This is a genomic window from Mycobacterium sp. E3247 (assembly GCF_001667785.1).
Classification (GTDB): Bacteria; Actinomycetota; Actinomycetes; order Mycobacteriales; family Mycobacteriaceae; genus Mycobacterium.
In genome coordinates this window covers 1-9,427 of the sequence record NZ_LZJG01000273.1, presented here as the reverse complement: position 1 = coordinate 9,427, position 9,427 = coordinate 1, and the positions used below count along the sequence as shown (strand labels likewise).

The 9,427-nt window shown below is 65.9% G+C and carries 11 protein-coding genes and 1 pseudogene; 6 read left to right on the top strand and 6 right to left on the bottom strand.

The features are described 5' to 3' along the window. From dmpG to A9X04_RS15165, 5 genes are all read left to right on the top strand, one after another. On the top strand, positions 1-783 hold a 783-nt coding region (gene dmpG, locus A9X04_RS15185), incomplete at its 5' end, for a 4-hydroxy-2-oxovalerate aldolase (RefSeq protein WP_067921767.1). Between the two features lie 53 nt (positions 784-836). Continuing rightward, positions 837-1,148 carry a hypothetical protein gene (locus A9X04_RS15180; RefSeq protein ID WP_067921764.1) on the top strand — a complete coding sequence of 104 codons (312 nt, stop codon included), beginning with the start codon at positions 837-839 and terminating at the stop codon, positions 1,146-1,148. Between the two features lie 88 nt (positions 1,149-1,236). Then, positions 1,237-2,376 (top strand): hypothetical protein, encoded by a 1,140-nt coding sequence (locus tag A9X04_RS15175; RefSeq protein ID WP_067921761.1) that lies wholly within the window; start codon positions 1,237-1,239, stop codon positions 2,374-2,376. Next, on the top strand, positions 2,373-3,155 hold the full coding sequence (locus tag A9X04_RS15170) for an SDR family oxidoreductase (RefSeq protein ID WP_067921758.1): 783 nt from the start codon (positions 2,373-2,375) through the stop codon (positions 3,153-3,155). Before A9X04_RS15175 ends, A9X04_RS15170 begins: the two co-directional genes overlap by 4 nt. After that, positions 3,155-4,300, top strand: coding sequence for a sulfotransferase (locus A9X04_RS15165; protein WP_067921755.1), 1,146 nt, complete (start codon positions 3,155-3,157; stop codon positions 4,298-4,300). Before A9X04_RS15170 ends, A9X04_RS15165 begins: the two co-directional genes overlap by 1 nt. Before the next feature lie 3 nt (positions 4,301-4,303). Here the strand turns inward: A9X04_RS15165 and A9X04_RS15160 are convergent, their stop codons facing one another. Together A9X04_RS15160 and A9X04_RS15155 are read right to left on the bottom strand one after the other, a co-directional pair. Beyond that, complete coding sequence (locus tag A9X04_RS15160) at positions 4,304-4,756, bottom strand: hypothetical protein (protein ID WP_067921753.1); 453 nt, start codon at positions 4,754-4,756, stop codon at positions 4,304-4,306. Positions 4,757-4,761: 5 nt separating this feature from the next. After that, positions 4,762-5,919: a Rieske 2Fe-2S domain-containing protein gene (locus A9X04_RS15155; protein ID WP_067921751.1), complete on the bottom strand. Its 1,158-nt coding sequence runs from the start codon at positions 5,917-5,919 to the stop codon at positions 4,762-4,764. A gap of 126 nt (positions 5,920-6,045) precedes the next feature. Between A9X04_RS15155 and A9X04_RS15150 the strand changes: the two genes are divergently transcribed. After that, on the top strand, positions 6,046-6,570 hold the full coding sequence (locus A9X04_RS15150; protein WP_066955234.1) for a gamma carbonic anhydrase family protein: 525 nt from the start codon (positions 6,046-6,048) through the stop codon (positions 6,568-6,570). Here A9X04_RS15150 and A9X04_RS15145 read toward each other — a convergent pair. The 4 genes and pseudogenes from A9X04_RS15145 to A9X04_RS15135 all read right to left on the bottom strand — a co-directional run bounded on the left by A9X04_RS15145 (position 6,567) and on the right by A9X04_RS15135 (position 9,342). Then, on the bottom strand, positions 6,567-6,974 hold the full coding sequence (locus tag A9X04_RS15145) for a nuclear transport factor 2 family protein (RefSeq protein ID WP_067921748.1): 408 nt from the start codon (positions 6,972-6,974) through the stop codon (positions 6,567-6,569). The genes A9X04_RS15150 and A9X04_RS15145 overlap by 4 nt on opposite strands. A gap of 4 nt (positions 6,975-6,978) precedes the next feature. After that, positions 6,979-7,074, bottom strand: a pseudogene (locus A9X04_RS32335) (hypothetical protein); the annotation flags it as partial. Positions 7,075-7,078: 4 nt separating this feature from the next. Beyond that, on the bottom strand, positions 7,079-8,278 hold the full coding sequence (locus tag A9X04_RS15140) for a thiolase domain-containing protein (RefSeq protein ID WP_067921745.1): 1,200 nt from the start codon (positions 8,276-8,278) through the stop codon (positions 7,079-7,081). Continuing rightward, complete coding sequence (locus A9X04_RS15135; RefSeq protein ID WP_067921738.1) at positions 8,278-9,342, bottom strand: thiolase domain-containing protein; 1,065 nt, start codon at positions 9,340-9,342, stop codon at positions 8,278-8,280. The genes A9X04_RS15140 and A9X04_RS15135 overlap by 1 nt, the downstream gene beginning before the upstream one ends. Positions 9,343-9,427: the final 85 nt, after the last annotated feature.

Genomic DNA, 9,427 nt, shown 5'->3' with positions numbered 1-9,427 from the left:
ATGCTGCCCGGGGTGGGCACCAAGGAGGACATCAAGGAGGCCCAGAACAACGGCGGGTCGATCTGCCGGATCGCCACGCACTGCACCGAGGCCGATGTGTCCATCCAGCATTTCGGGCTGGCCCGCGAACTCGGCCTGGAAACCGTCGGGTTCTTGATGATGTCCCACACCATCTCCCCGGAGAAACTCGCGCAGCAGGCCCGGATCATGGCTGATGCCGGCTGCCAATGCGTCTACGTGGTCGACTCGGCCGGCGCCCTGGTCCTCGAAGGGGTGCGCGACCGGGTGGCCGCGCTGGTCGCCGAGCTCGGCGACGACGCCCAGGTGGGCTTCCACGGCCACGAAAACCTCGGCCTCGGGGTGGCCAACTCGGTGGAGGCCGTGCGCGCGGGCGCCAAGCAGATCGACGGCTCGTGTCGGCGGTTCGGCGCCGGGGCGGGCAACGCCCCCGTCGAGGCGCTGATCGGGGTGTTCGACAAGATTGGCGTCAAAACCGGCATCGACTTCTTCGACATCGCTGATGCCGCCGAAGAAGTCGTGGCCCCGGCCATGCCCGCCGAATGCCTACTCGACCGCAACGCCCTGATCATGGGCTACTCCGGGGTCTACTCCAGCTTCCTCAAACACGCCATCCGCCAATCCGAACGCTACGGCGTACCCGCCCACCAACTCCTCCACCGCGCCGGCCAACGCAAACTCATCGGCGGCCAAGAAGACCAACTCATCGACATCGCACTCGAAATCAAACGCGAGCAAGAAAGCGGTACGGCCGCCGCCACGTAGCCACCCTTGAAGCGCACAGGTGACGCAAAGGAACCGGGAGTAGCCTGGCGCGCATGAGCACATCCAACACAGTCGGCGCCCGTCGCCGCGGGCTGTACGGCCTGCTCGCCGGGCGGCTATTAACCGTTACCGCCGCCGCGGTGATCGCGGTGCCTTTGGCGGGCACAGCCGGCGCGGCTCCGCAGTGCAATCAGACCGTCGGCAATTCGATCGACTCGTACCTGAAGCAGCATCCCGCGCTCCACCAGCAGTTGCAGGCGAAGTCACAGGCCGAGGGCGGCAACGGCAACGTCATGGACTACCTGAATCGGCATCCGGACGTCCGGCAGCACCTGATCGACCTGTCGCAGCAGTGTGCGCCCTAGTGAGTCGGCCTCGTCGGTGAACGCCGTGGCGGACGCGCGGGAACGTTCGCCATTGACGAAAAAGTAGAACACGTTCTAGCGTCTATGCGTGTTCACAGATTCTTTTTCAGGCCCGCTCACCCAAGCGATCGCCGAAGCCGAGAAGCTCGTCGCCGACGCGCCGTTCATCGAGACCGAAGCCGACCTGCTCGAAGGGCTGCAGTATCTGGCCGGCTGCGTCTCGGCCTGCATACACCTCGCCGTCGATTACGACCGCGACCATCCGTTCCTGCAGTCGGGCACCGGGCCGTTCACCAAGATGGGCCTCGACAACCCCGACACCCTGTACTTCGGCGCTCGGGTGCACGCCAACCACGAGTACGTCGTCACCGGCCGGCGCGGGACCACGACCGACCTGAGCTTCCAGCTGCTCGGCGGCGAGTACACCGACGACTTCGTGCCGGTCAGCCAGGCCGCGTTCGACGACCGGGAACTCGAGATCGCCCCCGACGGCAGCTTCGAATGGCGGGTGACACCCACCAGCCCCGGGCAGTTGGTGATCCGGGAGGTGTACGGCGACTGGGCGGCGCAGCGCGGCACGCTGGCCATCGCGCGGACGGACACCGCGGGGACTGCACCGCCACCGTTGACTCGCGCGTTAATCGAAAAGCGTTATGCCACAGCGGGAAAGCAGCTCGTCCAGCGGGTGAAAACCTGGCTGCAATTCCCGCAATGGTTCTATCTCGACCTTCCGGTCAATACCCTGACGGCGCCACGCCTGACCCCGGGTGGACTGGCCACCCAGTACTCGTCGGTCGGGCACTTCGACCTGCGACCGGATCAAGCGATGGTGATCACCATCCCGGTCTCCGACGCGCCCTACCTCGGCTTCCAGCTTGGCAGCCTGTGGTACATCTCGCTGGACTACATCAACCACCAGACCTCCCTGAACAACACTCAGGCGCAGGCGGATCCGGACGGCAAGGTGCGCATCGTGGTCGCCGACCAGAATCCGGGCGTGACCAACTGGGTCGAGACCCTGAACCACCGGCGCGGTTTCCTGCAGTTCCGCTGGCAGCGCGTGTCGCGTGAGCTCTCCGAGGCCGACGGTCCCACCGTCGAGCTCGTCGACCTCGACAAGGTAGCCGCTGCGTTGCCGTATTTCGAACACAACAAGATCTCCGAGGACGACTGGCGCGCCCGAATTATGCAGCGCCAACAACAAATTCAGGCAAGGATGCTGGGATGACGAAGTTGCTCGATGGCAAGGTAGTGGTGATCAGCGGCGTCGGCCCCGGTCTGGGCACGACGCTGGCGCACCGGTGCACTCGAGAGGGGGCCGACCTGGTGCTGGCCGCCCGCACCCCGGAGCGTCTCGATGACGTCGCCAAGCAGATCGCCGACCTCGGCGGCCGGGCGATTACGGTGCGCACCGACATCACCGAAGACGACCAGGTGAGTAACCTCGTCGACGCCACGATGGAGGCCTACGGCAAGGTCGACGTGCTGATCAACAACGCGTTCCGGGTGCCGTCGCTGAAACCATTCTCGGGCACCAGCTTTCAGCACATCCGCGACGCGATCGAACTCAGCGCGCTGGGCGCACTGCGGCTGATCCAGGGCTTCACGTCGGCGCTGGCCGAGTCGAAGGGCTCGATCGTCAACGTCAACTCCATGGTGCTCCGGCATTCGCAGGCGAAGTACGGCGCCTACAAGATGGCGAAGTCCGCGCTGCTGGCCATGTCACATTCGCTGGCGACCGAACTGGGCGAGCAGGGAATCCGGGTCAATTCCGTTGCGCCCGGATATATCTGGGGCGACACTCTGCAGGGCTACTTCAACCACCAAGCCGGCAAGTACGGCACCACGGCCGAGCAGATTTACGCCGCCACCGCAGCGAATTCCGACCTGAAGCGCCTGCCCACCGAGGACGAGGTGGCCTCGGCGATCCTTTTCCTGGCCAGCGACCTGTCCAGCGGCATCACCGGACAGACCTTGGACGTCAACTGCGGGGAGTACCACACCTAATGGCAGAGCGCACGGACGTCGGCACCGTTGAGGACATGCACGCGTCGGCCACCAAGCTCGTTGGGCTCGACGACTTCGGCGTCGACGACGACAACTACCGCGAGGCGCTGGGGGTGCTGCTGGAGTCCTACCGGCGCGACGCGGGCTTGACTCCGTTGGGCAGCAAGATGAATCGGTTCTTTCTGCGCGGAGCGCTGGTCGCCCGGCTGTTCTCCGAGTCCGCATGGAAGCAGTACCCGCAGCACGCCGACGTCGCGATCGAACGGCCGATCTTCGTCACCGGATTGCCGCGCACCGGCACCACGATCTTGCACCGCCTGCTCGGCGCGGATCCGGTTCATCAGGGTCTGCACCTGTGGCTGGCCGAGTTCCCGCAACCGCGGCCGCCGCGCGACACCTGGGACTCAAATCCGTGGTACAGCCAGCTGAACGCGCAATTCAACCAGGCGCATGAGGAGAATCCGGACTACACCGGCCTGCACTTCATGGCAGCTTACGAACTGGAGGAGTGCTGGCAGCTACTGCGACAGTCGGTGCATTCGGTGTCCTACGAGACGCTGTCGCACCTGCCAACCTATTCGCAGTGGCTGTCGCGGCAGGACTGGACGCCGTCCTATCAGCGGCACCGCCGCAACCTGCAGCTGATCGGGCTCAACGACGTCGAAAAGCGTTGGGTCCTCAAAAATCCCAGCCACCTGTTCGCTCTGGACGCGTTGATGGCGACCTATCCTGACGCGATGGTGATCCAGACGCACCGGCCGGTGGAAACGATCATGGCGTCGATGTGTTCGTTGGCGCAGCACACCGCCGAGGGCTGGTCGACGACCTTCTCCGGCGCCCAGATCGGTGCTGACGCAATGGAAACCTGGTCGCGTGGCCTACGGCAGTTCAATAGCGCACGCGCCAAGTACAACCCGGCTCAGTTCTACGATGTCGACTATCGCGATCTGATCGACGACCCGCTCAAAACGGTCGCCAACGTGTACGGTCACTTCGGCCTGACGCTGACCGATGAGGCCCGAAAGGCCATGGAGGACAGCCACGCCGAGAGCCAGACCGGTGCCCGAGCCCCGAAGCACAAGTACTCGCTGGCCGACTATGGGCTTACCGCGGACGAGGTCAAGGAGCGGTTCGCCGGGCTGTAGAGATCAGTCCTCTTCGGACGCCGGCTCGCCCAGATACCCTTCGGCGACGGCATGCTCGATGCTGTCGCTCAATTTGGGACATGAGCGGGTGCGTGCGGTATCACCACCGGAGTTGCGCACCTCGGTGAAGTGCGCGCAGCGCTGCCATGCCTCGGTGTTCCACTGCACCGCGGTGTGGCCCGGGCCGAGCCTGCGCACGGTGACCGTGACATGGCAGAACCGGCAGTCCACCGGCAGCAGCCCCGAGCTGAGGTAGCGCTCCCGGTCGGCGCGGCTGGCCTCGGCAACGGCCGCGGCGCGTTGCGGATCATTGCTGAAATCCCGTGACTTCGACCATGATCCAGAGCCGCCGTCGCGGGCGGGCTTGTCGTCGTGATCGTGGCCGTCGCCGTGCAGCAACAACATCGACCGAGCGAGCCGATCGACGTCAGGAACTGCCGGCTGATCGTCGGGCATGGGCGTCAGTGCTGGTCCGCGGGAACGTCTTCGGTCTCTTTGGCCTTCAGGTTCTCTTCGACCTCGGCGTTCCAGTACTCGTTGGCGCGCGTGGTGTCCACTTCGATCTCGAAGCGTTCCACCATTTCCGGCTGGATGTCGGCGACATCGACATAGAACTGCTGATACCAGCGGCGCAACTGATAGACGGCGCCATCTTCTTCGACCAGCAGGGGGTTGTCGATGCGGGTCTTGTGCTTCCAGATCTCGACGTCCTGCAGGAACCCCTTGCTGACGCCTTCGGTGAACACCCGCGACAGCTTGTCGGTCATCGCTTCGTCCATGCCCTTGGGCTTTTCGACAATGACTCCCCACTGCAGCATGAAGGAGTTCTGCGTCACCGGGTAGTGGCAGTTGATCAGGATCGACTCGGCCTTGTAGCCCCCGTAGCTGTTGTGCAGCCAGTTGATCATGAACGACGGCCCGAAGTAGGACGCCTCCGAGTCGAGGTGCGCTTCGCCGTAGGAGGTGCCCAGGTCGTTGACGTCCGGCCGGCCCACGTTGTGCAGGTACTGCGACGCGATGTGACCCTCGAAAACGTTCTTGAAGTAGGTGGGCAAACCGAAATGGATGTAGAAGAAGTGCGCCATGTCGGTGACGTTGTCGATGATGTCGCGGCAGTTCGACCCCTCGATGAGGATGCGGTTCCACCGCCAGTCGGTCCACTCGTCGCTGGCCGCTTCGGGAATATCGGGAATCCGGACGGCGGGGTCCGGCGGATTCTGTTCGTGGTCATGCCAGACGAAGAGGAGGCCGCCGCGCACATCGGTCGTCCAGGAGCGGGTGCGCGCCGTCTTGGGCGTGCGCTTGGCGTACGGCACCAGCTTGCAGCGGCCGTCACCGCCCCAGCGCCAGTCGTGGAACGGGCAGGCCACCTCGTCGCCTTTGATGGTGCCCTCTGACAGGTCACCGCCCATGTGCCGGCAGTAGCCGTCCAGCACCTTCAGGTCCCCCTGAGAGTCGGCGAACACGACCAGCTTGGTGCCGAACGCCTCGACCGAGTGCGGCTTACCGTCCTGGAAGTCCTTCGCGACGCCCAGGCAGTGCCAGCCGCGCGCATACCTCGTCGGCAGCGCACCCGGGTCGATCTCCCGGATGCCGACCGCTTTGGTGTCGGTACTCACCTGTCACCTCCAAGTCGCGAGCCCTCTAACTAGAACACGTTACAGTTTTGCGGTGGGGGCGCGCAATGACGGCGAGTCTGGCTGGGCTTTCCCGACGGGCATGCGCGCGCGGGGTATATCTAGACGATGCCGCTGTTTGCTTTCGAGGGGCGGGCGCCGCGGGTCGATCCCACCGCGTTCGTGGCCCCCACCGCCACCCTGATCGGCGACGTTGTCGTCGAGGCCGGCGCCTCGGTGTGGTTCAACACCGTGCTACGCGGCGATTACGGGCCCATCGTGGTGCGGGAGGGCGCCAACGTGCAGGACGGGTCGGTGTTGCACGCGCCGCCCGGCATCCCGGTCGACATCGGCCCCGGCGCCACAGTGGCGCACATGTGTTGCATCCACGGGGTGCACGTCGGGTCCGAGGCTCTGATCGCCAACCATGCAACCGTCCTCGACGGCGCGGTGATCGGTGCGCGCAGCCTGATCGCGGCCCACTCGCTGGTGACTGCCGGCACGCAGATCCCGGCCGGGATGCTGGCGGTCGGCGCGCCGGCGCAGATCAAGGGCCCGGTTGCCGGAACGGGCGCGGAGATGTGGGTCAAGGTGAATCCGCAGGCGTATCGCGAACTGGCGCAGCGGCACCTGGCCGGGCTCGAGCCGCTCTAGACCTTTCGGGCCGACGCGGCCGCGCGGTCCATCTCCCAGTACGCGCGCAGGGCGGTCATCTTGCCCTCGTCGTTGGCCTTGTACGTGAAGACGCCTTCCGCGGTCACCTGGTAGTCGCCATGGGTGATGAGGATGTGCCCGACATTGGCTTCCTCGTTGCCGCACTGATAGGTGTCGCGGAAGACGAACTCGATCCTGATCGTGGGCGCAATGGCCTTGTCCCAGAACGCCGAGATCGCGTCGCGACCCCGATGGCCCTTACCCTCGGGGTCGAAGGCCGAGGGCCCGATCGGGTCCTCCACGATGGCGTCGTCGGCGAACACCGCCAGCCACGCGTCTTTGTCCCTGGCGATGACCGCCTCGCGCGAGCGCCGGCCGGCCTCGTGCGCGGGGTGCTCAGCCATCGGCGCCGCTCTCCCCCGCAAGCGGGAGGTACCCCCACCTCATCGCTGCGTCCCCCTCGCCGCTTCGCGGCTGGGGGTGCCCCCGCTGCATCGTCGCCGGCTGGTCACGCGCGAACTTTTTCCGGCGTGGGCTTGTCCGCGCCGACCACCCACATGGAGTAGTACTGCGAGCCGCCACCGTAGGCGTGCCCCAACGCCTTGCGCGCGTTGAGCACCTGGTGATCGCCACCCTTGCCCATCACCTGAATGGCCGCCTCGGCGAACCGGATCAGGCCCGAGGCGCCGATCGGATTCGACGACAACACACCGCCGGAAGGATTGACCGGAAGCCGTCCGCCGATCGCCGTCTCGCCGGCTTCGGTGAGCTTCCAGCCCTCGCCCTCGGGCGCAAAACCGAGGTTTTCCAACCACATCGGCTCGAACCACGAGAACGGCACGTAGATCTCGGCGGCGTCGATCTCGTCGATCGGGCTGGTGATCCCGGCCGCCTTCCACAGGGCGGCGGCCGCGTCCCGCCCGGCCTGCGGGCTGACCTGGTCACGGCCGGCGAACTGCAGCGGCTCGGTGCGCAGCGCGGTCGCGTGGATCCAGGCCACCGGTTGTCCCTGTGCCAGACGGGCTTCGGCCGCCTCTTCATTGCCGATCACGACCGCGGCGGCACCGTCGGACGACGGGCAGGTCTCGTCGTAGCGGATGGGGTCCCACAGCATCGGTGACTGCATCACCTTCTCGACGGTGATGTCGGGCTGGTGAAGATGGGCCAGCGGATTGCGGGCCCCGTTGAGCCGATCCTTGACGGCCACGATGGCGCCGATGTTCAACGGAGCGCCCGAACGGCGGATATACGACCGCACGTGGGGTGCGAAATACCCGCCCGCGCCGGCGCCGACCGGTTTGATGAAGGGGACCGGAATCGACAACGCCCACATGGCGTTTGACTCCGACTGCTTCTCCCAGGCCATCGCCAGGACGCGCCGGTACTTCCCGGATTGCACCAGGCTGGCGGCCACCACCCCGGTGGACCCGCCGACCGAACCCGCGGTGTGCACCCGGATCAGCGGCTTGCCGGTGGCCCCCATGGCGTCCGCCATGAACAGCTCCGGCATCATGACGCCCTCGAAGAAATCAGGAGCCTTGCCGACGACGACAGCGTCGATGTCGTCGAAGGTGGAGCCCGAGTCGGCCAGCGCACGGTCGATCGCCTCGCGCACCAGGCCGTTCATCGAGACGTCTTGTCGCTTCGCGACGTACTTCGTTTGTCCGGTACCGAGTACCGCGGCGAGGTTGGGCCCTGCACCGGCCATCAGTTCATTCCTTCCATGACCGCGACCAGGTTCTGTTGCAACGCGGGACCGCTGGTGGCGTGCGCGAGGACCCGCTCGGCTGACCCGTTCCAGATGTGTTGCGCCGCAAAGCCGATACGCTCGAGGCCGGCGACGAACATGGGGTTGGCGGCCAGCGCGCCGCCCGACGGATTGACCTTGGTCGGCCCCGGTATCCGGATGGCGTCGGCGATGATCAGGTGCTGGTGGGTGAAGGGCGCGCAGATCTCGGCGACGTCGAGCTTGTCGGTCCTGCCGCCCGTGGCCGCCTGAGCCGCCGCCTTGGTCGAGGCCGATTCGGTGAGGTCACGCGCGCCCAGCGACGGGCTTTCGATGCGGTGCTCGATTCCCGTGATCCAGGCGGGGTTTTCGCGAAGCTCTTTCGCCCGGTCGCCGGCCGCAAGCACGATGGCGGCGGCGCCGTCGGTGATCGGCGCGATGTCGTGGCGCCTCAGCGGTTCGGCGAAGAACGGCCTTTCGAGCAACTCCGCGACGCTGATCGAGCCCTCCACATTGTCGACCCGGCGGGCATTCGCGAAGGAATCGAAGGCGACACGCGCCATCTGCTCTTCGCTCCACTTCCCGGTGTCGAGCCCGATTCTGGCCTGCAGCCCCGCGATTGACACCGAGTCGGGCCACAGCGGCGCCACGGTGTACGGGTCGGTCTGCCGCGACAGGATCTGCCGCAGGATCCCGGCCGAGGATTTCCCGAAGCCGTACACCAGCGCGGTGTCGACCTCACCGGTCAGCAGCTTGATGTAGGCCTCGTAGAGGGCCCAGGCCGCGTCCATCTCGACGTGTGATTCGTTGATCGGCGGGACGGCGCCGATCGAGTCGATCGCCGAGATGAACGAAAACGCCCGCCCGGCAAGGTAGTCAGACGACCCCGAGCACCAGAAGCCGATGTCGGCCTTGGTGATTCCGAGGTCTTCGTAGAGCTCGGCGAAGCACGGCATCAACATCTCGACGCCATTGGTGGTGCCGTCGGTGCGGCGGACGTGTGGGGCGTGGGCGAAGCCGACGACCGCAACGTTGCGAGCGCTCATTTGATACGTAGGCCCTTTACAGGTGGTGCTTGTAGGTGTCGTAGTCGGCGTCGGGTTCCCCGGTCGGCCGGAAGTACTCGATGTT

Bases quoted from the DNA above. Each gene is read 5' to 3' on its own strand.
- A9X04_RS15180 (WP_067921764.1), top strand. From the start codon at position 837: ATGAGCACATCCAACACAGTCGGCGCCCGTCGCCGCGGGCTGTACGGC.
- A9X04_RS15145 (WP_067921748.1), bottom strand. From the start codon at position 6,974: ATGGCTGAGCACCCCGCGCACGAGGCCGGCCGGCGCTCGCGCGAGGCG.
- A9X04_RS15140 (WP_067921745.1), bottom strand. From the start codon at position 8,278: ATGGCCGGTGCAGGGCCCAACCTCGCCGCGGTACTCGGTACCGGACAA.
- A9X04_RS15135 (WP_067921738.1), bottom strand. From the start codon at position 9,342: ATGAGCGCTCGCAACGTTGCGGTCGTCGGCTTCGCCCACGCCCCACAC.
- A9X04_RS15170 (WP_067921758.1), top strand. From the start codon at position 2,373: ATGACGAAGTTGCTCGATGGCAAGGTAGTGGTGATCAGCGGCGTCGGC.
- A9X04_RS15165 (WP_067921755.1), top strand. From the start codon at position 3,155: ATGGCAGAGCGCACGGACGTCGGCACCGTTGAGGACATGCACGCGTCG.
- A9X04_RS15160 (WP_067921753.1), bottom strand. From the start codon at position 4,756: ATGCCCGACGATCAGCCGGCAGTTCCTGACGTCGATCGGCTCGCTCGG.
- A9X04_RS15150 (WP_066955234.1), top strand. From the start codon at position 6,046: ATGCCGCTGTTTGCTTTCGAGGGGCGGGCGCCGCGGGTCGATCCCACC.